Origin of the sequence: Streptomyces sp. T028 (assembly GCF_048159505.1) — a bacterium.
In the GTDB taxonomy this organism is placed as follows: domain Bacteria; phylum Actinomycetota; class Actinomycetes; order Streptomycetales; family Streptomycetaceae; genus Streptomyces.
In genome coordinates this window covers 304726-331129 of sequence record NZ_JBLRVZ010000006.1, presented here as the reverse complement: position 1 = coordinate 331129, position 26404 = coordinate 304726, and the positions used below count along the sequence as shown (strand labels likewise).

At 71.5% G+C, this 26404-nt stretch carries 17 protein-coding genes and 2 pseudogenes; 8 read left to right on the top strand and 11 right to left on the bottom strand.

The genetic code is table 11. The annotated features are described in order from the left end of the window. Positions 1–23: 23 nt before the first annotated feature. The 4 genes and pseudogenes from ACLZN2_RS07155 (at position 24) to ACLZN2_RS07140 (ending at position 10205) form a co-directional block, all read left to right on the top strand. Entirely contained in the window at positions 24–4094 is a 4071-nt protein-coding gene (locus ACLZN2_RS07155) for a molybdopterin-dependent oxidoreductase (protein ID WP_416977567.1), read from the top strand. Between the two features lie 169 nt (positions 4095–4263). After that, positions 4264–8187, top strand: coding sequence for a glycoside hydrolase family 2 TIM barrel-domain containing protein (locus tag ACLZN2_RS07150; protein WP_416977513.1), 3924 nt, complete (start codon positions 4264–4266; stop codon positions 8185–8187). Between the two features lie 74 nt (positions 8188–8261). Then, positions 8262–9599: pseudogene (locus tag ACLZN2_RS07145) on the top strand (FAD-dependent oxidoreductase). A 102-nt stretch (positions 9600–9701) separates the two neighbouring features. Next, positions 9702–10205 carry a hypothetical protein gene (locus tag ACLZN2_RS07140; RefSeq protein WP_416977512.1) on the top strand — a complete coding sequence of 168 codons (504 nt, stop codon included), beginning with the start codon at positions 9702–9704 and terminating at the stop codon, positions 10203–10205. 111 nt (positions 10206–10316) lie between these two features. Here the strand turns inward: ACLZN2_RS07140 and ACLZN2_RS07135 are convergent, their stop codons facing one another. Next, entirely contained in the window at positions 10317–11486 is a 1170-nt protein-coding gene (locus ACLZN2_RS07135; protein WP_416977511.1) for an MFS transporter, read from the bottom strand. Positions 11487–11607: 121 nt separating this feature from the next. Here ACLZN2_RS07135 and ACLZN2_RS07130 point away from each other — a divergent pair, with 121 nt between their 5' ends. Next, positions 11608–13143 carry an AlkA N-terminal domain-containing protein gene (locus ACLZN2_RS07130; protein WP_416977510.1) on the top strand — a complete coding sequence of 512 codons (1536 nt, stop codon included), beginning with the start codon at positions 11608–11610 and terminating at the stop codon, positions 13141–13143. 17 nt (positions 13144–13160) lie between these two features. After that, positions 13161–13649: a methylated-DNA--[protein]-cysteine S-methyltransferase gene (locus ACLZN2_RS07125; protein WP_416977509.1), complete on the top strand. Its 489-nt coding sequence runs from the start codon at positions 13161–13163 to the stop codon at positions 13647–13649. Between the two features lie 20 nt (positions 13650–13669). On the opposite strand, the gene ACLZN2_RS07120 is transcribed toward ACLZN2_RS07125, so the two are convergent. Together ACLZN2_RS07120 and ACLZN2_RS07115 are read right to left on the bottom strand one after the other, a co-directional pair. Continuing rightward, a complete protein-coding gene (locus ACLZN2_RS07120; protein ID WP_416977508.1) occupies positions 13670–14404 on the bottom strand; it encodes an SIR2 family NAD-dependent protein deacylase in 735 nt (244 codons plus the stop codon). Positions 14405–14467: 63 nt separating this feature from the next. Further along, a complete protein-coding gene (locus ACLZN2_RS07115) occupies positions 14468–16306 on the bottom strand; it encodes an endo alpha-1,4 polygalactosaminidase (RefSeq protein WP_416977507.1) in 1839 nt (612 codons plus the stop codon). A 255-nt stretch (positions 16307–16561) separates the two neighbouring features. Here ACLZN2_RS07115 and ACLZN2_RS07110 point away from each other — a divergent pair. Next, positions 16562–16651: pseudogene (locus tag ACLZN2_RS07110) on the top strand (DUF2191 domain-containing protein); the annotation flags it as partial. Positions 16652–16829: 178 nt separating this feature from the next. On the opposite strand, the gene ACLZN2_RS07105 reads toward ACLZN2_RS07110, so the two are convergent. Both ACLZN2_RS07105 and ACLZN2_RS07100 read right to left on the bottom strand, forming a co-directional pair. After that, positions 16830–17330 carry an NUDIX domain-containing protein gene (locus ACLZN2_RS07105; protein WP_416977506.1) on the bottom strand — a complete coding sequence of 167 codons (501 nt, stop codon included), beginning with the start codon at positions 17328–17330 and terminating at the stop codon, positions 16830–16832. Positions 17331–17371: 41 nt separating this feature from the next. Beyond that, entirely contained in the window at positions 17372–18496 is a 1125-nt protein-coding gene (locus ACLZN2_RS07100) for an ADP-ribosylglycohydrolase family protein (protein WP_416977505.1), read from the bottom strand. Between the two features lie 180 nt (positions 18497–18676). Here ACLZN2_RS07100 and ACLZN2_RS07095 point away from each other — a divergent pair, with 180 nt between their 5' ends. Then, on the top strand, positions 18677–19828 hold the full coding sequence (locus ACLZN2_RS07095) for a glycerate kinase (RefSeq protein ID WP_416977504.1): 1152 nt from the start codon (positions 18677–18679) through the stop codon (positions 19826–19828). Positions 19829–19983: 155 nt separating this feature from the next. Here ACLZN2_RS07095 and pssA read toward each other — a convergent pair whose 3' ends face one another. From pssA to ACLZN2_RS07065, 6 genes are all read right to left on the bottom strand, one after another. Then, a complete protein-coding gene (pssA, locus tag ACLZN2_RS07090; RefSeq protein WP_416977503.1) occupies positions 19984–20838 on the bottom strand; it encodes a CDP-diacylglycerol--serine O-phosphatidyltransferase in 855 nt (284 codons plus the stop codon). Beyond that, positions 20825–21481 carry a phosphatidylserine decarboxylase gene (locus tag ACLZN2_RS07085; protein WP_416977502.1) on the bottom strand — a complete coding sequence of 219 codons (657 nt, stop codon included), beginning with the start codon at positions 21479–21481 and terminating at the stop codon, positions 20825–20827. Before ACLZN2_RS07085 ends, pssA begins: the two co-directional genes overlap by 14 nt. 170 nt (positions 21482–21651) lie before the next feature. Beyond that, on the bottom strand, positions 21652–22857 hold the full coding sequence (locus tag ACLZN2_RS07080) for an acyl-CoA dehydrogenase family protein (RefSeq protein ID WP_416977501.1): 1206 nt from the start codon (positions 22855–22857) through the stop codon (positions 21652–21654). A 3-nt stretch (positions 22858–22860) separates the two neighbouring features. After that, positions 22861–23373, bottom strand: coding sequence for a MaoC family dehydratase (locus ACLZN2_RS07075; RefSeq protein ID WP_416977500.1), 513 nt, complete (start codon positions 23371–23373; stop codon positions 22861–22863). 5 nt (positions 23374–23378) lie between these two features. Further along, positions 23379–24338 carry an HpcH/HpaI aldolase/citrate lyase family protein gene (locus ACLZN2_RS07070; protein WP_416977499.1) on the bottom strand — a complete coding sequence of 320 codons (960 nt, stop codon included), beginning with the start codon at positions 24336–24338 and terminating at the stop codon, positions 23379–23381. Continuing rightward, positions 24335–26383 carry a protein meaA gene (locus tag ACLZN2_RS07065; RefSeq protein ID WP_416977498.1) on the bottom strand — a complete coding sequence of 683 codons (2049 nt, stop codon included), beginning with the start codon at positions 26381–26383 and terminating at the stop codon, positions 24335–24337. The genes ACLZN2_RS07070 and ACLZN2_RS07065 overlap by 4 nt, the downstream gene beginning before the upstream one ends. Between the last annotated feature and the right edge of the window lie 21 nt (positions 26384–26404).

Below are 26404 nucleotides of genomic sequence, written 5' to 3'. Positions count from 1 at the left end.
CGTACTGCGGTGTCGGCTGCGGCATGGTCCTCGACATCGGCCGCGGCCCCGACGGACGCCGTACGGTCCTGAAGGCGTCCGGTGACAAGGAGCACCCGGCCAATTTCGGCCGGCTCTGCACCAAGGGCGCCACCACCGCCGACCTGCTCGCCGCCCCCGGCCGCCTCACCACCGCCCTGGTCCGCTCCGACCGCGGCGAGGAGCCCGAGCCCGCCCCCGTGGACGCGGCGGTCGCCGACACCGCGCGCCGGCTGCGGGCGATCGTCGACGAGCACGGCCCCGACGCGGTCGCCCTCTACGTCTCCGGCCAGCTGAGCCTGGAGGCCCAGTACCTCGCGAACAAGCTCACCAAGGGCTATCTGCGCACCAACAACATCGAGTCGAACTCCCGGCTGTGCATGGCGAGCGCCGGCACCGGATACAAGCTGTCGCTGGGCGCCGACGGCCCGCCCGGCTCGTACGAGGACCTCGACAAGGCGGACGTGTTCCTCGTCATCGGCTCCAACATGGCCGACTGCCACCCCATCCTCTTCCTGCGCATGATGGACCGGGTCAAGGCGGGCGCGAAGCTGATCGTCGTCGACCCGCGCCGCACCGCCACCGCCGCGAAGGCGGACCTGTTCCTCCAGGTCAGGCCGGGTACGGACCTCGCCCTCCTCAACGGCCTGCTGCACCTGATCCACGAGAACGGCCACACCGACCCCGCGTTCGTCGCCGCGTACACCGAGGGCTGGGAGGCGATGGAGGAGTTCCTCGCCGACTACCCGCCCGCGACCGTCGCGGAGCTCACCGGCGTCCCCGAGGCCGACCTGCGCGCGGCGGCCAGGCTGATCGGCGAGGCGGGGGAGTGGACCAGCTGCTGGACCATGGGCCTCAACCAGTCCACGCACGGCACCTGGAACACCAACGCCCTGGTCAACCTGCATCTCGCCACGGGAAAGATCTGCCGCCCCGGCAGCGGCCCCTTCTCCCTCACCGGCCAGCCCAACGCCATGGGCGGCCGCGAGATGGGCTACATGGGGCCGGGGCTGCCCGGCCAGCGGTCCGTCCTCGTCGACGCCGACCGCGCCCTCACCGAGGAGGTGTGGGGCCTTGAGCCCGGCTCGATCCGCGCCGACGGCGTCGGCAAGGGCACCGTCGAGATGTTCCAGAGGATGGCCGACGGCGAGATCAAGGCCTGCTGGATCATCTGCACCAACCCGGTCGCCTCCGTCGCCAACCGCAGGACCGTCATCGAGGGCCTGGAGGCCGCCGAGTTCGTCGTCGCCCAGGACGTCTTCGCCGACACCGAGACCAACGCCTACGCCGACGTGGTGCTGCCCGCCGCCCTGTGGACCGAGACCGAGGGCGTCCTCATCAACAGCGAGCGCAACCTCACCCTCGCCCGCCCCGCCGCCGACCCGCCCGGCGAGGCCACCCCCGACTGGCGCCTGATCGCCGACGTCGCCCGCGCCATGGGCTACGAGGACGGCTTCTCCTACGGCGGCGCGGAGGAGATCTTCGAGGAGATCAAGCGCTTCCACAACCCGCAGACCGGCTACGACCTGCGCGGCGTCACCTACGACAGGCTCCGCGAGACCCCCGTCCAGTGGCCCGCCGCCACCGCCGAGGGACCCGACCGCAACCCCGTCCGGTACGTGAACCCGGACGGCACCCTCACCTTCGCCACCCCCTCCGGCCGCGCGGTCTTCCACGCCCGCCCGCATCTCGACCCCGCCGAGATGCCGGACGACGACTATCCGTTCGCCCTGAACACCGGCCGCCTCCAGCACCAGTGGCACACCCTCACCAAGACCGCCAGGGTCGCCAAGCTCAACAGGCTCAACCCGGGCCCGTTCGTCGAGGTGCACCCCGAGGACGCCGCCGCGCTCGGCCTCGCCGACGGCGACTCCGTCGAGGTCGCCTCGCGGCGCGGCCGGGCCGTGCTGCCCGCCGTCGTCACCGACCGGGTGCTGCCCGGCTCCTGCTTCGCGCCGTTCCACTGGAACGACCTGTTCGGCGAGTACCTCAGCGTCAACGCCGTGACCAGCGACGCCGTCGACCCGCTCTCCTTCCAGCCGGAGCTGAAGGTGTGCGCGGTGTCGCTGACGAAGGTGTCGACCCCGGTGAGCGTGCAGGCGCCCGTCACCGAGGACCCGGTCCCGCAGGTGCTCGCCCCCACCGCGGTACTGCCCTCCACCGCCTCCGTCTTCGGCCTCGAGCCGGCCCCGCCGCCGGTCCTCACCGAACGTGAACGCCAGTACCTGGTCGGTTTCCTCGCCGGCATCCCGGCCGGTGCCCCCGGCGTGCCCGTCCTGCCGCCGGACGCGCCCTTCAGCCCGGACCACGCGCTGTGGGTCAACGGCACCCTGGCCGGCATGTACTCCCGTACCGCGCCCGCGCCGGTGCGCGAGGAGCCCGCCGGGCGCCGGGTGGTGATTTTGTGGGCCTCGCAGACCGGCAACGCCGAGGACTTCGCCGCCGCCACCGCGGACCGGCTCGCCGCCGGGGGCCACACCGCCTCCCTCGTCGCCATGGACGAGGCCGATCCCGGCGCCCTGCCCGCGGGCGCCGACCTGCTGCTGATCACCAGCACCTTCGGCGACGGCGACGCCCCCGACAACGGCGCCGGCTTCTGGGACGGCCTCACCGCGCTCGACACCGGCGGGCTGACCGGCCGCCGGTACGCCGTGCTGGCCTTCGGCGACTCCTCCTACGACGACTTCTGCGGGCACGGACGGCGCCTGGACGACCGTATGGACGAACTCGGCGCCGTACGGCTCGCCCCGCGCACCGACTGCGAACCCGACTACGAGCCGCAGGCCGAGGCCTGGCTGGACCAGGTGCTCACGGCACTGAAGGAGTCGACCGAGCACGGGGCCACGGACCCGGGGCTCCCGCCTGCCAGGGGCACCGCTCCCGCCGTGCTCACCCCTGCCGCACCGGCCCCGGTCCCCGCACCCGCGTCGGCCCCCGCCCCGCCCCGCTCCAGGCGCCCCGCCCCCGTCACCGCCCGCCTCACCGGCAACCGGCTGCTGAGCCTGCCCGGTTCCGGCAAGGAGGTCCGCCGCTTCACCTTCGACACCCGCGACTGCGAGACCCCGCTGGTGTACGAGGCGGGTGACGCCCTCGGAGTACGGCCCCTGAACTCCCCGGCGCTGGTCGAGGAGTGGCTGGCCGTCACCGGTCTGGACGCGGAGACGGCCGTCGAGGTGGGCGGCGTCGGTGAGACCGGCCTGGGGGAGGCCCTGCTGCGGCACCTCGACATCACCCGGATCACCCCGGCCCTGCTGCGCTTCACCGCCGACCGCACCCGGGACCCGCGTGAGCTGCGCAAGCTGCTGCGGCCGGACAACAAGGACGAGCTGGCGAAGTGGTCCTGGGGCCGGCAGGCCGTCGACGTGGCCGCCGAGTTCGGGATCCGGGCCGGCGCCCAGGAGTGGGCCGAGGTGCTCGGGCGGCTCCAGCCGCGCCTGTACTCCATATCCAGCAGTCCGCTGACCGACCCGCACCTGGTCTCGCTCACCGTCTCCGTCGTGCGGTACGAGAACCTGGCCGGCCGCCCCCGCCAGGGCGTCTGCTCGCCGTTCCTCGCCGACGCCGCCCCGGACACCGAGGTCCCGGTGCATGTGCAGCGCTCCCCGCACTTCCGCCCGCCCGCCGACCCGAACATCCCGATGGTGATGGTCGGCCCGGGTACGGGTGTGGCGCCCTTCGTCGGCTTCCTCCAGGAGCGGCGGGCCCGTGGCCACCGGGCACCCAACTGGCTGTTCTTCGGCGAACAGCGCCGGTCCACCGACTTCTACTACGAGGAGGAGCTCACCGCGCTGCTCGCCGAGGGCGGCCTCGCCCGCCTCGACACCGCCTTCTCCCGCGACCAGCGCGCCAAGGTGTACGTCCAGGACCGGATGCGTGAGCACGGCTCCCACCTGTGGTCCTGGCTCCAGGACGGCGCCCACTTCTACGTCTGCGGAGACGCCTCCCGCATGGCCAAGGACGTCGACCGGGCCCTGCGCGACATCGCCGTCGTGCACGGCGGACTGGGCGGGGCGGAGGCCGCGGCGTACGTCAAACAGCTCGCCTCGGACAAGCGGTACGTGCGGGACGTGTACTGACCGGACGGACGGTCAGGCACAGGAGTGAACCAAGTGGCGTTTCGCCGAACTGAGTTGAAATCCGGCCAGAACGGCGCGCCCCTGTTCGGTTTATCAACACTATCCGACAAGATCTGACGCACCCTCCGTCCGTGCAGCCGCACGGGTCCCCCAGAGGAAGGTCGTGGTCATGTCGCACCCGCACGCGTCGCCCATGGACCGGCCGGACCGCCCCGAACGGGTGGCCGTCAGCCGTCGCCGTCTGCTCGAGGGATCGGCCGCCGTCCTCGGCGCCCTCGCCCTGTCCGCCCCGGCCGGCGCCCACCGGGCCGCCGCCGCGGCCGCCATCGCGGACGCCCCCGAGTGGAACGGCCGTATCGACGTCTTCCGGCTCGGCACCGAGGCCCCGCACACCACCCTCATGCCGTACGCCGACCTCGCCCAGGCCCTCGCCGTCGACCGCACGCGCTCCCCGTACCGGCTGAGCCTCGACGGCACCTGGAAGTTCGCCCACGCCGACCGGCCCGACGACCGCGACCCCGACTTCTATCGCACCGACCTCGACGACAGCGGCTGGGACACCCTCCCCGTCCCCTCCGCCTGGCAGTTGCACGGCTACGACCGCCCCATCTACGTCAACATCACCTACCCCTGGTGGGGCCCCAACGGCCTCGGCGAGGACGCGCAGCCGCCCACCGCTCCCACCCGCTACAACCCCGTCGGCCAGTACCGCCGCACCTTCACCGTCCCGCGCGGCTGGGCCGGCCGGCGCACCTTCCTCCACTTCGAGGGCGTCAAGTCCGCCCACTACGTCTGGATCAACGGCGAACTCGTCGGCTACCACGAGGACTCCTACACCCCCGCCGAGTACGACATCACCCCGCACCTCAGACCCGGCACCAACCAGATCGCCGTGGAGGTCTACCGCTACTCCGACGGCGACTGGCTGGAGGACCAGGACATGATCCGGCTGAGCGGCATCTTCCGCTCGGTCCACCTCTACTCCACCCCGGCCGTGCATCTGCGCGACTTCCGCCTGGACACCCCTCTCGGCGACGACCACACGTCCGCCGCGCTGTCGGTCACCGCGAGCGTGCGCGACTACGACGGCAGGGGCGCCGGCCGGTACGCCGTCGAGACCCAGCTGTACGACGCCGACGGCCACCCGGTGTGGTCCCGGCCCCTGCGGCAGGCCGTCGACCTCGGCTCCGGCGAGGAAGCGACCGTACAGGCCGAGAAGGCGGTGCCCGCGCCGCGCCTGTGGTCGGCCGAGCACCCGTACCTCTACACCGCCGTGCTCCGGCTGCGCGACCCGGCCGGCAAGGTGACCGAGACCCTCTCCCACCGCGTCGGCCTGCGCGAGTTCGCCCTGAAGGACGGGCTGATGCGCATCAACGGCCAACCGGTCTCCCTCCGCGGCACCAACCGCCACGAGATGCACCCGGTGCGCGGCTCCGCCCTCACCCGCGCCGACCTGGTCGAGGACATCCGCCTCATCAAACGCCTCAACATCAACTCCGTGCGCACCTCCCACTACCCCAACAACCCGCAGTGGCTGGAGCTCGCCGACGAGTACGGCCTCTACCTCGTCGACGAGACCAACCTCGAGACCCACGGCATCCGCGGCCAGTACCCCGGCGACCACGCCGAATGGACCACGGCCTGCGTGGCCCGCGCCCAGAACATGGTCCACCGGGACAAGAACCACGCCTCGGTCGTCATCTGGTCCCTCGGCAACGAGGCCGGCGGCGGCTCCACCTTCACCGCCATGTACGACTGGATCCGCTCCTACGACACCACCCGCGTCATCCAGTACGAGGGCGACGACCGCCCCGGCATCAGCGACATCCGCTCCGAGATGTACGACACCCCCGCCCGGGTCGAGGCCCGCGCCAAGGACACCGCCGACACCCGCCCGTACGTGATGATCGAGTACTCCCACGCGATGGGGAACTCCAGCGGGAACTTCAAGAAGTACTGGGACCTGATCCGCCGCCACGACGTCCTCCAGGGCGGCTGGATCTGGGACTTCGTCGACCAGGCCCTGGCCTGGCCCACCCCGGTCCGCACCCTGTTCACCGAGTCCGGGCCCGCCGCGCTGACCGGCGAGATCATCAACCCCAGTGGCGGCTTCAGCCGCGACAAGGGCATCTCCGGTGGCACGGTCTTCGCCCGCGACCCGCGCCTGGACCTCACCGGCTCTCTCACCCTTCAGGCCTGGATCACCCCGCACGTGACGGGCTACCACCAGCCGATCCTCGTCAAGGGCGACACCCAGTACTCCCTGAAGCAGTCGGGCCGCACCCTGGAGTTCTTCATCCACGGCAGCGGCCAGTGGATCAGCGCGAGCTGGCCGGTCCCCGACGACTGGACCGGCCGCGAACACCACGTCGCGGGCGTCTACGACGCCGACGCCGGCACGCTCACCCTGTACGTGGACGGCTCGGTCCGGGCCACCCGCACCACCACCGTGCGGCCGGCCGTCAACACCGCGCCCCTGTCCCTGGCCACCGACGTCGACAACCCGACCCGGGAGTTCAGCGGCACGATCCGCGCCGCCCGCGTCCACGCCCGCGCGCTGACCGCCGCCGAACTGGCCTCCGGCGACCGGGGCCCCGGAGACGACGGCGTACGGTTCTTCTTCGACGCCGCCACCGTCGACGTCACCGAGAAGCGGCCCCGCGAGCCCCGTGACAAGACCTTCCTGGCCTACGGCGGCGACTGGGGCGACAACCCCAACGACGGCGCCTTCTGCGGGGACGGCATCATCACCGCCGACCGCGGCCTCACCGGAAAGTCCGCCGAGGTCAAACGCGTCTACCAGGCCGTCGACGCCCGACCCGCGACCGGCGAGACGCTCACCCCCGGCGCCCCCGTCACCCTCACCAACGAGTACCTCTTCACCGACCTCCGCGACTTCGACGCACGCTGGGAACTGCTCGCCGACGGAAAGACCGTGCGGCGCGGGAAACTGAGCCGCAACCAGCTGAAGCTGCCCCCGCTGTCCGCCAAGGACATCACCGTGCCCTTCGCCCCGCCGGGCGACCCCGCTCCCGGGGCCGAGTACTTCCTGAACCTGTCCTTCACCACCCGCGAGACCACCCCGTGGGCGAAGGCCGGCTTCGAGATCGCCCGCCACCAGATCCCGGTCGACGCCGGCAGCCCCGCCGTCACCCCCGTCTCCCTCGCCGGCGTTCCCGCGCTCACCCACGAGGACGGCGCCGACGCCGTCACCGTCACCGGCGAGGACTTCTCCGTCACCGTCGACAGGAGAACCGGCGTCATCACCTCCTACCGGTCCCGCGGCCTCCCCCTGATCACCTCCGGGCCCGCCCCCAACTTCTGGCGCGCCCCCACCGACAACGACCGCGGCAACGGCCAGCACACCCGCAACCAGACCTGGCGCGACGCCGGCGCCCGCCGCAAGGTCACCAGGACCGCCGTACGCACCCTGCGCGACCGGGCCGTCGAGATCACGGTCTCCGGCACCCTGCCCACGACCACCGAGTCGACGTACACCACCACCTACACCGTCTTCGGCAACGGCGAGATCAAGGTCGACAACACCCTCCACCCGGGCGCGTCCTCCCTGCCGTACATCCCCGAGGTCGGCACGCTGCTGCTCCTGCCGGCCCGGCTGGAACACCTGCACTACTACGGCCGCGGCCCCGAGGAGAACCACTGGGACCGCAACCACGCCACCGACGTGGGCCTGTACTCCGGCACCGTCAGCGGCCAGGGGACCTCCTATCTGCGCCCGCAGGAGAACGGCAACAGGACCGATGTCCGCTGGGTCGCCCTCACCGGCCGCGACGGCACCGGACTGCTCGTCAGCGGCGAGCCCCTGCTGGAGTTCAACGCCTCGCACCACACCCCCGAGGACCTCTCCGTCGGCGCCCGCCACGACTACCAGCTCACCCCGCGGGCGGAGGTCGTCCTCCGGGTGAACCACCGCCAGATGGGCGTCGGCGGCGACAACAGCTGGGGCGCCCACACCCACGACGAGTACAAGCTGTTCGCCGACCGCGACTACTCCCACACCTACCGGCTGCGCCCTCTGACCGACGTGGCCGGGGCGACACGGGCCTCGCGCCGGCCGACGGCCACGGAGTAGCGAGGGACCGTCCCGTAGGTACCGTTTCCCCACGGAACACGAAACGGTACCTACTTACGGAACAGGAACCTTCCATGACCGAGCAGGACGAACGTTTCGACGTCGTGGTCCTCGGCGCCGGCCCCGGCGGCTATGTGGCCGCGGTCCGCGCCGCCCAGCTGGGCAGGCGCGTCGCCGTCGTCGAGGAGAAGTACTGGGGCGGCGTCTGTCTCAACGTGGGCTGCATCCCCACCAAGGCCCTCCTGCGCAACGCCGAACTCGCCCACCGATGAACCGCGGAGGCCCGGTATTCACGGCCGGGGGGATGCGCCTTCCTGCATAGCGGGGTAGGGAACGTCGAGTCGCTGCAAGCGCGATTCGACGTACGCAGAGCCGGACAGTACGATCGGGCTCGGCGCTCAGCGATAACCAAGCGCGCGCCGACTTGAGCAACACCTGTGTCGCGGCGGGACACGTCGGAGGGGTGACAGCCCGAAAGGGTTCGAGCGCCCGTGAACCTCAGCCCGTGAGGGCTGGAATCCTTTGGCTTCCGCCGAAGGAGGATGTCAATACCTGATGAAGAAGAACCAGATCACCGGCTACGGTGGCGAGACCCGCACGATCGGCTTCACCGACTGCGGCATCGCCACCGGCGCCACCCTCAAACTGCTCCCCGGCACTCGCCGCACCTCCCGCGTGGTCACCTACGAGGAGCAGATCCTCGCCGACAACCTCCCCCCGTCGGTCGTCATCGCCGGGGCCGGCCCCCACGTCCCCTCACCGTCACCGGCAAGGACGGCGCCCAGCGGGTCCTGGAGGCCGACAAGGTCCTGCAGGCCATCGGCTTCGCCCCGAACGTGACGGGTTACGGCCTGGAGAACACCGGCGTCACCGGCAACGACCGCGGCGCCATCGACGTCGACGGCCGCTGCCGCACCTCCGTCCCGCACCTGTACGCCATCGGCGACGTCACCGCCAAGCTGATGCTCGCGCACGCCGCCGAGGCCATGGGCGTGATCGCCGCCGAGACCATCGCCGGCGCCGAGACCATGGAACTCGACTACGCGATGATCCCGCGCGCCACCTACTGCCAGCCGCAGATCGCCAGCTTCGGCTACACCGAGGCCCAGGCCCGCGACCTCGGCTACGACGTCAAGGTCGCCAAGTTCCCCTTCACCGCCAACGGCAAGTCCCACGGCCTCGGCGACACCACCGGCTTCGTCAAACTCATCTCCGACGCCACCCACGGCGAGCTGATCGGCGGCCATCTCATCGGCCCCGACGTCACCGAACTGCTGCCCGAGCTGACCCTGGCCCAGCAGTGGGACCTCACCGTCCACGAGGTCGCCCGCAACGTCCACGCCCACCCCACCCTGGGCGAGGCCGTCAAGGAGGCCGTGCACGGACTGGCCGGCCACATGATCAACATGTGAGGCGCCTGCCCAGGCGGGCCCGGTGGGGCCGCTCACCCGAACGGCCCCGCCGTACTCGCCGCCGCCGTATGCCCGGGATGTGCTGACGAAGGGACGCCTCCCATGACCTCCCACCCCTCTCCCCACGGCCCCACCGGCCACACCCAGGGCGAGATCGGCACCGCGTGGTCCGTACCTCCCGGCGGCCCGCGCGCCTCCGCACCGGCCGCGCGCGACAGCTTCGCCTCCGGCGGAGTCACGTTCGCCGGCGTCCTGCTGCTCTGCGGCGGCCTCCTCACCGTCCTCCAGGGCATCGCCGCGCTCTCCGGGGACGACGTCTACGCCGACGTCGGCTCCTACGTCTACGAGCTCAGCCTCACCGGCTGGGGCACGATCCACCTCGCCCTCGGCATCCTCGCCGCCGCGACCGGCGCGGCCCTCCTCAAGGGCCTGGCCCGGGCCCGCTTCCCCGGCATCCTCCTGGCCGCGCTCAGCCTGCTCGCCCAGTGGCTGTTCCTGCCATACGCACCACCGTGGTCGGTGACCGTGATGGTGATCGACGTCTTCGTGATCCGGTCCCTGGCCATGCTCCCGGAGAAAACGGCCCGGGAAAACGGGCGCGGCTGAGGGCCAGCGCCCGATAGGGGCGCGGGGCTGTATAGATATGCGGCTCCGCCGCGTGGGCGCGACCAGCCACGACGGACCCGCAGCTGACGCACTGCCCTCCCAGCGGAGCCCTCAGCGTGCCCCGGACACCGCCCGCCACCCCACCGCGGCCAGCGGCCCGCATGCCAGCAACAAAGCCAGCGCAGCGTACCCGTGCGTCAGGGTCGTCGCCGCCGCGACCCCCGCCACCAGCAGCGGTCCGCCCGCGTCGCCCAGTTCCCGGCCCAGCTCGGCCGCGCCCATGGTCTGTCCCAGCCGCTCCTTCGGCGTCGAGGAGGCGAGCGCGGCGAACCCGAGCGGGGTGATCAGACCCGTGCCGACCCCGATGAGCACCGCGGCCGACAGCACACCGGCGAGCCCCGGCAGCATCGCGCACGCCAGCCCGGCCGCCGTGACGGACGTACCCCAGGCCAGCCCGCTCCGGGCGCCGATCCGCCCGGCGTCCAGCGCCCGCCCCGCCCGTGGCTGCACCACCGCCGCACAGGCCGCCAGCACCGACACCGCCGCCCCCGTCGCCACCGTCCCGAGCCCGGCCGCCGACCCCGACACCGGCAGGAAACCCACCCCGACCGACAGCGCGGCGGTCGCCCCGGCGAGCCCCGCCGTCGGCACCAGGAACGCCGGATCGGCCAGCCGCCGCGCCAGATCGACCACCGTCTGCCGGGCCCTCGGCAGCGGCGGTACGACGGGCACCGAGGCCCACGCCCACACGGCCACCCCGGCCCCCAGCACCGCGAGCACCCCGAACAGCAGCCGCAGCCCGCCCGCCCACACCAGCACCCCGCCCAGCAGCGGACCCAGCGTGTAGCCGATCGACTTGTGGAAGCCGTAGCTCCCGAACGCCCGCCCCTGCCCCGCCGCCGGACTCAGCCGCGACACCAACGCCGAGGCCGCCGGGGAGAACGCGGAGGCCGCCGCCCCCTGCCCCAGCCGCGCCACCCACAGCCGGCCGGGGAAGTCCACGACGACGTACGACGCGGAGGCGAGCGCGAAGGCGACCAGTCCGCCCAGCAGCACCGGCCGCGCCCCCACCCGGTCGGCGAGCGTGCCGAACACCGGCTTCAGCACGACCTCGGCACCGTCGTACAGCGCCAGCAGCCCGCCGAGGACGAGCAGCGAGGTCACCGCGTCCTCGGAGCCGCCGCCCAGGTTCGCGGCGATGCCGTGCGCCCCGAACGCGGTGGTGAACCCGGCCGCGTACAACGGCCACAGTCGAGGCCGTGAGCCGGCTGCCTGATCCATGCGGGCAGCCTAGGGCCAGTCCGGCGGATCACGCCGCGGACGCCGCGGCGGCGCAGGACAGGCGACGTCCATGTCGGATTCTCGCCAGCGTGGGAGCCGGGCGGTGGCCGATGCTGGACGCATGCAGAACGCGATGCACACCGACCGCGAGCGCTGTGTGCGCGCCGTGCAGTCGAAGGACGCACGGTTCGACGGATGGTTCTTCACCGCGGTCCTCACCACCCGGATCTACTGCCGGCCGAGCTGCCCCGCCGTGCCGCCCAAGCCGCAGAACATGGTCTTCCATGCGAGCGCCGCCGCCTGCCAGCAGGCCGGTTTCCGGGCCTGCAAGCGCTGCCGGCCGGACACCAGCCCGGGCTCCCCGGAGTGGAACCAGCGGGCCGACCTGGTCGCCCGCGCCATGCGGCTGATCGCCGACGGCGTCGTCGACCGGGACGGCGTGCCCGGTCTCGCCGCCCGCCTCGGCTACAGCACCCGCCAGGTGGAACGCCAACTCCTCGCCGAACTCGGCGCGGGACCCCTCGCGTTGGCCCGCGCCCAGCGCGCGCAGACAGCCCGCCTGCTGGTCGAGACGACCGGACTGCCCATGGCGGACGTGGCGTTCGCCGCTGGTTTCTCCTCCGTCCGCACCTTCAACGACACCGTGCGCGACGTGTTCGCGCTCTCCCCGAGCGAACTGCGCGCCCGCACCCCGAAGAAGGACCAGCCCCCGGCCCCCGGCCACCCTGCCATCGGCCACCCGGCCACCGGTTCCGCGGCACCGGCCACCGGCGGCACTCTCCAGCTCCGGCTGCCGTTCCGGGCGCCCCTCAACCCCGACAACCTCTTCGGACACCTCGCGGCGACCGGCGTCCCCGGCGTGGAGGAGTGGCGGGGCGGAGCCTTCCGGCGCACGCTGCGGCTGCCGTACGGGCACGCAGTCGTCGCGCTCACCCCGCGCCCCGACCACATCGGCTGCCGGCTCACCCTCACCGACCTGCGCGATCTCACCGTCGCCATCAGCCGCTGCCGGCGCATGCTCGACCTCGACGCCGACCCGGTCGCCGTGGACGACCAGCTGCGCACGGACCCGCTGCTCGCACCGCTGGTCGACAAGGCGCCCGGCCGCCGGGTGCCGCGCACGGTCGACGAGGCCGAGCTCGCCGTACGCGCCGTGCTGGGCCAGCAGGTGTCCACGGCGGCCGCCCGCACCCACGCTGCCCGCCTGGTCACCGCGTACGGTGAGCCGGTCGACGACCCGGAAGGCGGCCTCACCCACCTCTTCCCGTCCGCCGAGGCGCTGGCCGCCGTCGACCCCGCGTCCCTGGCGATGCCCCGCACCCGCCGCACCACCTTCACCACCCTCGTCCGCCACCTGGCCGACGGAACCCTCCACCTGGGCCCGGAGAGCGACTGGGCCGCGACCCGCGCCCAGCTCCTCGCCCTCCCCGGCTTCGGCCCCTGGACCGTCGACGTCATCGCCATGCGCGCCCTCGGCGACCCCGACGCCTTCCTCCCCACCGACCTCGGAATCCGGCGTGCCGCGGGGGAGTTGGGCCTGCCGTCCACCCCGGCTGCCCTCACGGTCCGCGCGGCGGCCTGGCGCCCCTGGCGGGCCTACGCGGTCCAGTACCTGTGGGCGACCGACAGCCACCCCATCAACTTCCTGCCCGTGTAGGGACGTGAGGACGATCCATGAAGAAACACACCGTCATCGACAGCCCGTACGGTCCGCTCACCCTCGTCGCCGACGACGACGGCGTGCTGTGCGGCCTCTACATGACCGGGCAGCGCCACCGACCACCCGAGGAGAGCTTCGGCCCACGCGACGACACCCTCTTCGGGCAGGCCGAGGAACAGCTGGAGGCCTATTTCGAGGGCGGGTTGAAGGAGTTCACCGTCCCGCTCCGGCTGAACGGCGGCACCCCGTTCCAGCAGCGGGTCTGGGACCAGCTGCGCATGATCCCGTACGGCGAGACGCGCTCCTACGGCGACCTCGCCGAGGCCCTCGGCAACCCCGGCGCCTCCCGGGCCGTGGGCCTCGCCAACGGCAAGAACCCCATCGGGATCATCGTCCCCTGTCACCGCGTCGTCGGCGCGAACGGCAGCCTCACCGGCTACGGCGGCGGCCTGGAGCGCAAGCAGCGCCTGCTGGACTTCGAGAGCGGCACGGCGTTGTTCTGACCGCTCACTCCTGGTCGAGCTCAGACCGACGGCGCGTGCAGCTCCCGCAGGAGCCGGGGCAGGGCGGTGCCAATGGGCTCGCGGACGACCTCGTCGGCGATCTCGTCGTACGGGGTCGGCTCGGCGTTGACGATGATCAGGCGAGCGCCGTGGTCGGCGGCGACGCCGGCGAGGCCGGCGGCGGGCTGGACCTGGAGGCTGCTGCCGACGGCGATGAACACGGTGCAGGCCTTGGTGATCGCGAGCGCGTCGCCGAGCACGACCGGGTCGAGCCGCTCGCCGAACATCACGGTGGCCGTCTTGAGGATCCCGCCGCACTCCAGGCAGGGCGGGTCCGGCTCCCCGGCGTCCACGCGGGCGAGGGCGTCCGCCATCGGCCCGCGGGCGTGACACGTCGTACAGACGACAGCGTGCGCGGTGCCGTGCAGCTCCAGCATCTTGCGGTCGGGCAGGCCCGCGCGCTGGTGGAGCCCGTCCACGTTCTGCGTGATCACCCGCAGGGGGATCCCGGACCTCCCCAGCTCGGCGACGGCGAGGTGCGCGGCGTTCGGCTCGGCCCGCAGCGTCCGGTTCTCGCGCCGCAGCTGCCACGACCGCCGCCGGATCTCCGGGTCCCGCATGTAGTACTCGTACGTGACGAGCTTCTCGGCCTCGGGGTCCCGCCGCCACAGCCCGTTCGGACCGCGGTAGTCGGGTATTCCGGAATCGGTGGAGATGCCCGCACCGCTGAGGAGGGCGACGAGTGGCCTGTTCATGGGCCCGAGAGTAGGGTGCCCGCTCGCTCGGGGCGAACGGTTATCCGGCGCACCGGCCGGGCGTCAGCAGGTCTCGTGGACGTAGCCGTCCGAGCCCTCGGGCACGACCTCAGCGTCGCGGCGCACGACGCTGAGGGTGTCGCCCCAGCCGGAACACGCCTGCGACAGCCCCTTCGCCGCGTACTCGACCACGAGCACGTTGTTGTCGAACGCCTCGGCGAACGCGCCGCACTCGTCGTACTCGGCGCACTCCTCCACCACGGCGAAGTCCAGGCCCACGGCCGCGCGGTCGGCCACGAGTTCGACGGTGTTCTTCTGCGCGATGGCCAGGCCCTCGGCGTGGGCGTGCGCCGCCAGCAGTTTCATGAGCGCCTCGGCCTGGTCGGCCTCGAGGTAGTCCGGGAAGCGGGTGAAGGTGTCGTAGTTGTCGGGCTCGACGGCGCGGTAGCCCTTGGCCGCGCACCCGTCGATCCAGGTGTTCAGCTCGGCGGCGATGCGCTCCCGCTTGGCGGCGGTGCGGATGTCCAGGACCGCCTCGCCCCAGTCCGTGTCGTAGACGACGTTTCCGGCGGCGTCGCGCAGCAGCAGATCGGGGTCCCATTCGCCCTCCGCGCCCTCCTGCGCCTGGAAGGCGTTGATGTTGCAGATGTTGTAGACACCGGGCGCGGGGGCGCTCTCGTGACTGCGGCTCACCACCTTCACTCCGGCCGCCGGGGTGTACGCGCCGCCGATCTGGTAGTCCCAGGGCACGTGCTTCGGCGGTGGGGTCACCGCGGTGGCGGCGGACGCGGACGCCGACGGGGACGGCGCGGTGGACGTGGACGGCGACGGCGCGGTGGATCCGCCGGTATCGGGCGCGGGCGCGGTGGGGGACGGGGAAGCCTCGCTCAGGGGGCTCGACCCGGTTCTCACCGCCACGAAGCTCAGTCCGCTGACAGCCAGGGCCGTGGCGAGACCGACGAGGACGCGCCGCCTTCTGCGTCCGTGACCGCTTCGGGTCTCGCCGTCCGTTCCACCGTCTGCTCCGCCTTCCGCGGAGGCGGGCACCCCCGGGCCGGCCGGTGAGGCCGGTTCGCCGGGCGCGACCGGCACATCGGAGTCCGGCAGCGTCCGGAGCAGGTCGCGCAGTTCAGCGAGCTCGGGCCGGGCGGCCGGGTCCTTGTCCAGGCAGCGCTGGGCGATGCTCCGGAGCGGTTCGGCGACCCCGTCCAGGGCCGGCGCCTCGTACATCACCTGGTAGCCCGTCAAATACGGGCTGCTTCCGTCGAACGGACGGTTGCCGGTGGCCGCGTAGACCAGCAGCGACCCCAGCGAGAAGACGTCCGAGGCCCCGGTGACCTCGCGCGGCGCGGTGAACTGCTCCGGGGACATGAAGGGCGGGGTGCCGATCAGCCGGCCCGTCATGGTGAGGGCCTCGTTGTCCACGGCGTGCGAGATGCCGAAGTCGATGACGCGGGGGCCGTCCTCGGCCATCAGGACATTGCTCGGCTTCAGATCACGGTGCACCACACCGGCCCGGTGGATGTCCCGCAGCGCCTCGACCAGACCCAGCGCGAGCACACGCAACGCGCGTCCGCGCAGGGGGCCCTCCTTGGCCACGACGTCGGACAGCGTGCGGCCCGGGACGTACAGCGTCGCCATCCACGGCTGTGGGCCGTCCGGGTCCGCGTCCACCACCGGGGCAGTGAACGCCCCGCTCACCCGGCGGGCCGCCGCGACCTCCTGCCGGAAACGCGTCCGGAACTCCTGGTCCTGCGCGTACGGCGGGTGCACGACCTTGACCGCGACCTGCCGCCCCGAGTCGGAAAGGCCCAGATAGACGACGCCCATACCGCCGCTGCCGAGCCGGCCGACCAGTGTGTAGCCGCCTATGGACTCGGGATCGCCGGGGCTCAGCGACATCGCGCGTCACCTTTTCCACGTGCCGGGCTTCGAAAAGCTGTTTAGGAGGCAACAGACTAGGCCGTGTCCGGTCGACCGCTCCTTCGGGGTCGACGGACCCGCTCACCTCACAGGGCTGCGCCCGCGACCATGACGCGTATGGCCGCCGTCGGGCGATCATGGCGCATGGCTCGCGCTCTGTCGACGCCCGTTGTTGCTCGAATGTTGCTCACCGCGCGGATGTGCCGGCGCTGAGCATGCTGTTACCGTCCCGGAATGGCCAAGGTCACCGTTTCCCTCCCCGCCGAGCTCGTCGTCGAGGTCATGGTTCTCTCCGGCGTGGGCAACCCTGACGGTCGACTGGAGGCCGACCGCCCCGACGGCGGAGGCCAGCCGATCTGCGCAATCGAGTGAGGTGACCTCAGCCGACCCAGGGGCGCGGGGAACTGCGCGACAAGCCACAATCCACCCGCGCCCGTCGAACGACATCAGCCGCGCCGGACCGCCCGCTGTCCGGATGCCAGATCCGCCCGGCCGGCGGAGGTCAGTCGGCCCGTCGGCCGTTCTCGAGTTCGACCGGTCCCGAGTCGTCGGCCAGTGCGTCCAGTGCGGCCAGCACACGGTGGCCGAGCGCGCCCAGCAGATGGCCGGTGAGCTCCTCGCGCGGCACCAGCCGCCAGGAGAGCAGCTCCTCCTCCTGCAGCCGGATCGCCTTGAGGTCGTCCTTGTCGAGGACCCCGCCGTCGTAGAGGTACGCCACCAGCGGCGGCCGGCCCGGACCGGCCACCCAGTCCACCGCGAGCAGCCGGCCGAGCGGGCGGTCGAGGCCGATCTCCTCCAGCGTCTCGCGGCGCGCGCCCTCGCGGGGGGTCTCGTTCTGGTCGGACTCGATGGTGCCGCCCGGCAGCGCCCAGCCGTCGCGGTAGTTGGGCTCGACGAGCAGGACCCGCCCCCGCGCGTCCCGGAAGAGGGCGGCGGCGCCGGCCAGGACACGGGGCAGGGAGGCGATGTACGCGGCGAAGTCGGAGGCGCTGGAAGTAGTCACCACGGCAGGGTATCCAGCGCACAGCGACGCCATGGCCGACTTCACCCGATTTGTAGGGGATGCTCTCCCGGCGACGGCACAGGCCGTCCCGTCTCCACCAACCGCACCGTCCGCTCCGCCAGCTCGCTGATCCTGGCCCCGTCGAAGCCGAACACCGCGCTGTGCACGGTGTCCTCCAGGGGCTCCGTCCAGTGGGCGGGGATCGCCCGCGCGCCGGTCAGGACGCCGGCCACCGAGCCGGCCGTGGCGCCGTTGGAGTCGGTGTCCAGTCCGCCGCGGACGGTGAGGGCGATGGTGCGGGTGAAGTCGCCGTCGCCGTAGAGGAGGCCGGCGGTGAGGACGGCGGCGTTCGGGACGGTGTGGATCCAGCCGAGGCCGGACGTCTCGTCGCTCATCGTGGCGAGGGTGTCCTCCCAGGCCAGGCCCGTCTCGTGGAGGGCGGTGACCCGGCGTACGGTCCGTGCGAGACGGCTGCTCGCGGGTACGACGGCCAGCGCCTCCTCGATCGCGCCGCGCACCGTCGGCGCGGTGAACGCCGCCGCGATCAGCGCCGCCGACCACATGGCGCCGTAGACGCCGTTCCCGGTGTGCGAGAGCACCGCGTCCCGGCGGGCGAGGGCGGCTGCGCGGCGCGGGGCACCGGGGCAGGTCCACCCGAAGACGTCGGCACGGATGAGGGCGCCGATCCACTCCTGGTACGGATTGTCGTACGTCGCCGTCAGCGGCGGTCTGATGCCGCCCGCGAGGTTGCGGTACGCGGCGCGCTCCGCCGTGAACGTCTGCAGATACGGCAGCCGCAGCAGCCACAGGTCGCCGACCTGCTCGGTGGTGAAGCCGAAGCCGTGGGTCTCCAGCAGGTCGAGGCCGAGGATCGCGTAGTCGACGTCGTCGTCGCGGCAGCTGCCGTGGACGCGGCCCCGTACACACTGCCGCCACTCGGGCCGCAGCCGCCGGCGGTCCTCCTCGGTGGGAGGCTCGGGCAGATAGTCGGTGAGGGGGAGCGCGTCCGCGCGCCGCAGATAGCCGTCGATGCGGTCGCGGGTCCACACCTCGCCCTGTTCGACGGGTTTGCCGAGCATGTTGCCGGCGATACGGCCCAGCCAGCCGCCGAGCACGCGGTCGGCGAGGGCGGGCTCGATGCGCTCGGGAGTCCCCACGGGGGTCATGGCTCCGGTTTACCCGATTCCGGGCGCCCTCGCGCGGTTTTCGTCAGTCCCCACAGGCGGCCCTCAGGCTGTTCCAGGGTGCGGGCATCGCATGACGGCGGGGGCGTCCTCCGGTTAAGGTCGCACCGGCGCGACTGGCCCTGACGTGCGCGGGGCCCGGAGAGCAAGGGGATGGAAACGGTGGCGGACGCTGCAACGAAGGGCACCCGACAGGTGCTCGTGGCCGCGGACAAGTTCAAGGGGTCGCTGACGGCCGTACAGGTCGCGGAGCGGGTGACGGCCGGGCTGCGCCGGGTCGTGCCGGACGTCGAGGTGGAGGCCCTGCCGGTCGCCGACGGCGGCGACGGCACGGTCGACGCGGCGGTCGCGGCCGGGTTCGAACGCCGGGAGGTACGGGTCGCCGGTCCCCTCGGCCACGAGGTCACCGCCGCGTTCGCGCTGCGCGGCGACACCGCCGTGGTGGAGATGGCGGAGGCGAGTGGCCTGCAGCGGCTCCCGGCCGGCGTCTTCGCACCGCTGACGGCGTCGACGTACGGCTCCGGGGAACTGCTGCGGGCCGCGCTGGACGCGGGGGTGCGGACGATCGTGTTCGGGGTCGGCGGCAGCGCGACCACCGATGGCGGCGCGGGTATGTTGTCCGCGCTCGGGGCCCGGTTCCTGGACGAGGACGGCGAACCGGTCGCGCCGGGCGGCGGCGGACTCGCGGACCTGGCCCGCGCCGACCTCTCCGGCCTCGACCCCCGGCTGTCCGACGTGGAGCTGGTCCTCGCCAGCGATGTCGACAACCCGCTGACCGGCCCGAAGGGCGCCCCGGCGGTGTACGGGCCGCAGAAGGGCGCCTCTCCGGACGACGTGGAGGCGCTGGACGCGGCGCTCGCGCACTACGCGAAGGTGCTGGAGGCGGCCGTCGGCCCGGAGGCCGCGGAGTACGCGGCCGCGCCGGGCGCCGGAGCCGCGGGCGGCATCGGGTACGGCGCCCTGCTGCTGGGCGCCCGGTTCCGGGCGGGCATCGAGGTGATGCTCGACGTGCTGGGCTTCGCACCGGCGCTGCAGCGGGCGGAGCTGGTGATCACCGGGGAGGGCTCGCTGGACGAGCAGACCCTGCACGGCAAGGCCCCCGCCGGAGTCGCGGCCGCCGCCCGCGCGGCCGACAAGGAGGTCGTAGCGGTCTGCGGCCGCCTCGCCCTCCCCCCGGAGGCCCTCGGCCGGGCAGGCATCCGCCGCGCATACCCCCTGACGGAGATCGAGCCGGACGTAGCCACCTGCATCACGGACGCGGGCCCGATCCTGGAACGTGTGGCGGAGCGAATCGCCCGGGACTTCCTGACCTGACGGCACCAAGAGCGCCCTGAAGGGGCGCGGGGCTGTATCGATTTGCGGCTCCGCCGCGCGGGCGCGACCAGCCACAACGGCGCAGCAGCCGAATACCAAAACGAGGGGCCCCGGACCAACAAGGTCCAGGGCCCCTCACTTGGTTCGGCATGCCGCTAAGGCAACTGCGCCGCCCGAGCCTCCCGCCGATTCCCACGAAACGTGTTCACCCGCCGCGCCGTGGCGACCAGCGGAATCACCGCACCCATGACCAGCTCCAGCGCGCAGCCCGTCTGCAGGAGCAGCTGACCGCTCGGGGCGTCGAACGCCCAGGCGGCCAGGAGGCCCATGGACAGCACGATGCAGGAGAGCACCACGCCGGCGAGGCGGCCCCGCGGCTTCGGGTACTCGACCCGGCTCACCATCAGCCAGGCGGTGCCCAGGATGGCGAGGAGCGTCGCCACGAAGGGCAGCTCCAGGAGCACGATCGAGATGACCGTCAGCGCGCCGAACGGCGACGGCATGCCCTGGAACATGCCGTTCGTCGGGGTCACGCAGGAGAATCTCGCGAGGCGCAGGACGACGGCCAGCAGGACGACGATCGCGCCGAGGGCCGCCACCCGCTGGTGGGCGTCGTCGGCGACCATGCCGTAGACCAGGACGAAGTACGCCGGGGCCAGGCCGAAGCTGATCAGGTCGGAGAGGTTGTCGAGCTCGGCGCCCATGGGGGAGCTGCGCAGCTTCCTCGCGACCAGGCCGTCGAAGAGGTCGAAGACCGCCGCGCAGAGCATCAGGATGACCGCCGTGGCCGCGCTGTGGCGGGCCATGCCGGACTCCTGGCTGCCGGTGAGATGCGGGATCAGGATGCCGGTGGTGGTGAAGTACACCGCCATGAAGCCGCACGTGGCGTTGCCGAGGGTGAGGGTGTCCGCTATCGACAGGCGCAGCGACAGGGGCATCTCCTCCTCGTCGTCCGCGTCGTCGGCCTCGGGTACCCAGCCCGCCTGGGTCTCAGGGTCAATCACGGTCAATGCGAGTCACCCCCGCCACGGTCTTCTGGCCGACCTCGACCGCGACCTCCACGCCCTCGGGCAGGTAGATGTCGACACGCGAGCCGAAGCGGATGAGGCCGATCCGGTCGCCCTGCTCGACCTTCGTGCCCTCGGGGAGGTAGGGGACGATACGGCGGGCGACGGCGCCGGCGATCTGGATCATCTCGATGTCACCGAGCTCGGTGTCGAAGTGCCAGACGACGCGCTCGTTGTTCTCGCTCTCCTTGTTGAACGCCGGAACGAACCCGCCGGGGATGTGCTCGACGGACGTGACCGTGCCGGAGAGGGGCGCGCGGTTGACGTGGACGTTGAGCGGGCTCATGAAGATCGCGACCCGGGTGCGTCCGTCCTTCCACGGCATGATGCTCTGCACCACTCCGTCGGCGGGGGAGATGACCCGGCCCGAGGCGATCTCGCGCTCGGGGTCGCGGAAGAACCACAGCATGCCCGCCGCGAGAGCGGTGGCGGGTACGGCGACGGCCTTGGCGACGCCCGAGCGGCGGGCGCGGACCAGACTGACGGCTGCGGTGGCGACGGTCGGCAGAAGCCACGGCGATGCTCCGCGCGCGAGGCGTGCGCCTACCAGGCGGTCGCGGTGTGCAGAGGTTTGGCTGTGGGGCATGGATGACCTTCGTAGCGGACGATGCCGCGCTTCGACGGGGGACGGCGGCTTTCCGGCGATCGTAGCGGTTCGGGAGCGCAACTGGGTAAGCCAGGAAGCCGAGTCGGCGGCCGGGGGAAGTTGACAGGGTGTGATCTTCTTCTCGAAGAAAACACCCCCAACCCGGACATCTAGCCCTGGAACCGATACTCTTCGAGCAGTCGGCGCCCGATGATCATTTTCTGGATTTCGGCGGTACCTTCACCGATCAGCAGCATCGGGGCCTCGCGGTAGAGGCGCTCGATCTCGTACTCCTTGGAGAAGCCGTAGCCGCCGTGGATCCGGAAGGCGTCCTCCACGACCTCCTTGCAGTACTCGGAGGCGAGGTACTTCGCCATCCCTGCCTCAAGGTCGTTTCGTTCGCCGGAGTCCTTTTTGCGTGCCGCGTTCACCATCATGGCATGCGCCGCCTCGACCTTGGTAGCCATCTCGGCGAGCTTGAACTGGATCGCCTGGTGCTGGGCGATCGGCTTGCCGAACGTGTGACGCTGCTGGGCGTACTGGACGCCCAGCTCGAAGGCGCGCTGGGCGACACCGCAGCCACGCGCCGCCACGTTCACGCGGCCCACCTCGACGCCGTCCATCATTTGGTAAAAACCTCGGCCGGTGACCCCTCCGAGCACGCGATCGGCGGGAAGCCGCAGGCCGTCCATGATCAGCTCGGTGGTGTCGACGCCCTTGTAGCCCATCTTCTCGATCTTGCCCGGGATGGTCAGACCGGGACGGACCTCACCGAAACCGGGCTCCTTCTCGATCAGGAAGGTCGTCATCGACTTGTGCGGCGCGGTGCCCTCGGGGTGTCCTTCGTCACTTCGGACCAGAACGGCCACGAGCGACGACGTGCCGCCGTTCGTCAGCCACATCTTCTGACCGTTCAGGACGTACTCCTCGCCGTCCTTGACCGCCTTCGACGTGATCGCCGACACGTCCGAGCCGAGGCCCGGCTCCGACATCGAGAACGCGCCCCGGATGTCGCCGGCCGCCATCCGCGGCAGGAAGTGGTCCTTCTGCTCCTGCGTGCCGTGCTGCTTGAGCATGTACGCCACGATGAAGTGCGTGTTGATGATCCCGGAGACGGACATCCAGCCGCGGGCGATCTCCTCCACGCACAGCGCGTACGTCAGGAGGGACTCGCCCAGGCCGCCGTACTCCTCGGGGATCATCAGGCCGAACAGGCCCAGCTCCTTGAGGCCGTCGACGATCTGCTGCGGGTACTCGTCGCGGTGCTCCAGCTCGGTCGCGACCGGGATGATCTCCTTGTCCACGAAGTCGCGGACGGTGGAGAGGATCTCCCGCTGGATGTCGGTGAGTCCGGCGGTCTGCGCGAGACGGGCCATGGCCTACTTCTCCTGCTGCTTGAGTTCGGGACGGCCGGGCTGCTCGCCGCCGCGCTCCTTGATGTACGTCTCGGTCGGCACCATCACCTTGCGGCGGAACACACACACGAGCGTGCCGTCCTGCTTGTAGCCCTTGGTCTCCACGTGGACGATCCCGCGGTCGTTCTTCGACTTCGACGGCCACTTGTCCAGCACGGTCGTCTCGCCGTAGATCGTGTCGCCGTGGAAGGTCGGCGCCACGTGCCTCAGCGACTCGATCTCCAGGTTGGCGATCGCCTTGCCGGAGACGTCCGGCACGGACATGCCGAGCAGGAGGGAGTAGATGTAGTTCCCGACCACCACGTTCCTGCCGAAGTCCGTCGTGTTCTCGGCGTAGTTGACGTCCATGTGGAGCGGGTGGTGGTTCATTGTGAGGAGACAGAACAGGTGGTCGTCGTACTCGGTGACCGTTTTGCCCGGCCAGTGCTTGTACGTCGCCCCGACCTCGAACTCCTCGTACGTGCGTCCGAACTGCATCGCGCTCAGCCCTCCGGGATCTCGAACTTCGACGTGCGCTGCATCCCGGCGGCCCGGCCCTTGCCGGAGATGACCAGCGCCATCTTGCGGCTGGCCTCGTCGATCATCTCGTCGCCGAGCATCGCGGAGCCCTTCCTGCCGCCCGCCTCGGACGTGTAGTAGTCGTACGCGTCCAGGATCAGCTCGGCGTGGTCGTAGTCCTCCTGCGACGGCGAGAAGATCTCGTTGGACGCCTCGACCTGGCCCGGGTGCAGCACCCACTTGCCGTCGAAGCCGAGCGCGGCGGCGCGCCGGGCGACCTCGCGGTAGCCGTCGACGTTGCGGATCTGCAGGTAGGGGCCGTCGATCGCCTGGAGGTCGTTGGCGCGGGCGGCCATCAGGATCTTCATCAGGATGTAGTGGTAGGCGTCCGCCGGGTAGCCGGGCGGCTGCTCGCCCACGACCAGCGACTTCATGTTGATCGACGCCATGAAGTCGGCAGGGCCGAAGATGATCGTCTCGATGCGCGGGGAGGCCTGCGCGATCTCGTTGACGTTGTTGAGGCCCTGGGCGTTCTCGATCTGCGCCTCGATGCCGATCCGGCCGACCTCGAAGCCCATGGTCTTCTCGATCTGGGTCAGCAGCAGGTCCAGGGCGACGACCTGCTGGGCCGTCTGCACCTTCGGCAGCATGATGCAGTCGAGGTTCTGGCCGGCGCCCTCGACGACCGTCACGACGTCACGGTACGTCCACTCGGTCGTCCAGTCGTTGACGCGCACGACCCTCGTCTTGCCCGTCCAGTCACCTTCATTGAGGAACTTGACGATGGTGTGCCGCGCCTCGGGCTTGGCGAGCGGGGCGCACGCGTCCTCCAGGTCGAGGAAGACCTGGTCCGCCGCCAGGCCCTGCGCCTTCTCCAGGAAGCGGGGGTTGCTGCCCGGGACCGCGAGACACGAGCGGCGCGGACGCAGACGGTTGACGGTCATGCGGGGACCTCCAGGGGGTCGAGCTTGTTCGCTTTGCGGATCTCGTCGACGATGCGGCCGATGATTCCGGTGATGTCGAAGTCCTTCGGGGTGAAGACGGCGGCCACTCCGGCGGCCCTGAGCTGCTCGGCGTCCCCATTCGGGATGATGCCACCGGCGATCACCGGTATATCTGTGGCACCGGCCACACGGAGCCGTTCCAGCACGTCCGGCACCAGCTGCGCGTGCGAGCCCGACAGGATCGACAGGCCCACCGCGTGCACGTCCTCGGCGAGGGCCGCGTCCACGATCTGCTCGGGCGTCAGCCGGATGCCCTGGTAGACCACCTCGAAGCCGGCGTCACGCGCGCGTACGGCGATCTGCTCGGCGCCGTTGGAGTGCCCGTCCAGGCCCGGCTTGCCGACCAGGAAGCGCAGCTTGCCCGCGCCGAGCTCCTTGGCGGTCGTCTCCACGCTGCGGCGGACCTCCGACATGGCCGAGCCCTCCTCGGCGGGGACCGCCACCGGCGCCGAGGAGACCCCGGTCGGCGCCCGGAACTCGCCGAACACCTCGCGCAGGGCCCCGGCCCACTCACCGGTCGTGACCCCGGCGCGGACGCACTCCAAGGTGGCCTCCATGAGGTTGTCGGTGCCCTTGGCGGCCTCCTTCAGCCGCTCCAGAGCCTTGCACGGGCGCGGGTGGTTGAACGGCGGCTGGTAGCGGGTGTCGCGCCAGTTCTGCAGCGAGGCGATGACGCGTGCCTCGACAGCTGGATCAACTGTCTGGATGGCTGTGTCGAGATCCGCCGTCAATGGATTCGGCTCGGTCGTCTCGAAGATGTTGACGCCCACGATCCTCTCTTGACCGGACTCAATACGGGCGCGCCGCTCGGCGTGCGAGGAGACCAGCTTCGACTTGAGGTAGCCGGACTCCACGGCGGCCATCGCACCTCCCATCTCCTGGATCCGCCCGATCTCCGCGAGGGACTCCTCGACGAGCCTGCTCACCTTGGCCTCGATGACGTGCGAGCCCTCGAAGATGTCCTCGTACTCCAGCAGGTCGCTCTCGTGCGCGAGGACCTGCTGGATGCGCAGCGACCACTGCTGGTCCCAGGGGCGGGGCAGGCCCAGGGCCTCGTTCCACGCCGGCAGCTGCACGGCACGCGCGCGTGCGTCCTTCGACAGCGTCACGGCCAGCATCTCCAGCACGATCCGCTGGACGTTGTTCTCCGGCTGTGCCTCGGTCAGTCCGAGCGAGTTGACCTGGACGCCGTAGCGGAAGCGGCGCTGCTTGGGGTTCTCGATGCCGTACCGCTCACGCGTGACCTGGTCCCAGATCCGCCCGAACGCCCGCATCTTGCACATCTCCTCGATGAAGCGGACGCCCGCGTTCACGAAGAAGGAGATACGGGCCACGACGTCCCCGAACTTCTCGGCGGGGACCTGCCCCGAGTCGCGTACGGCATCGAGAACCGCGATCGCGGTGGACATCGCGTACGCGATCTCCTGGACCGGTGTGGCGCCCGCCTCCTGCAGGTGGTAGCTGCAGATGTTGATCGGGTTCCACTTCGGGATGTGGGAGACCGTGTACGCGATCATGTCCGTCGTCAGCCGGAGGGACGGCCCCGGCGGGAACACGTGCGTGCCCCGGGACAGGTACTCCTTGACGATGTCGTTCTGGGTCGTGCCCTGGAGCTGCGTGATGTCCGCGCCCTGCTCCTCCGCGACGACCTGGTAGAGCGCCAGCAGCCACATGGCGGTGGCGTTGATGGTCATCGAGGTGTTCATCTGCTCCAGGGGGATGTCCTGGAACAGCCGGCGCATGTCACCGAGATGGGCCACCGGCACGCCGACCCGGCCGACCTCGCCGCGGGCGAGGACGTGGTCGGAGTCGTAGCCGGTCTGCGTCGGCAGGTCGAACGCCACCGACAGGCCCGTCTGGCCCTTGGCGAGGTTGCGCCGGTACAGCTCGTTGGATGCCTCGGCGGTGGAGTGGCCGGCGTACGTGCGCATGAGCCACGGCCGGTCCTTCTCCCGCGTGCCTTCGGCGGGCTGACGCTCAGTCATCTATGACCTCGGGTGTCTCAG